Annotated in this window: 1 protein-coding gene; it reads left to right on the forward strand. The window is 57.9% G+C overall.

The genetic code is table 11. From position 1 onward, the window contains the following. Nucleotides 1–431 (forward strand): fibronectin type III domain-containing protein (locus AC1DOK_RS24580; RefSeq protein WP_477556894.1); only part of this gene is annotated, 431 nt, incomplete at both ends.

The following is a 431-nucleotide window of genomic DNA, read 5'->3' on the forward strand; positions in this document are numbered from 1 at the left end:
GGCATCGGCGAGTGTGACACCCGTCGCGCCGATCGCTGTGCCAGGTGCCCCGACGAATGTAACGGCGACCGCAGGTAACGGATCAGCGACGGTKAGCTTTGACGCACCARCGAGTRATGGAGGAAGTGCGATCACACTGTACACAGTTACGTCTAGTCCGGGAGGCTTCACGGGAACAGGAACAAGCGCTGTTCCAATTACGGTCTTGGGTTTGACGAACGGAACGGCGTATACATTCACGGTCGTAGCGAAGAATGTTGCAGGCGACTCTGTAGCATCAGTGGCATCGGCGAGTGTGACACCCGTCGCGCCGATCGCTGTGCCAGGTGCCCCGACGAATGTAACGGCGACCGCAGGTAACGGATCAGCGACGGTGAGCTTTGACGCACCAACGAGTAATGGAGGAAGTGCGATCACACTGTACACAGTTA

The sequence above is a fragment of the Paenibacillus sp. P5_B5 genome, assembly GCF_056400365.1.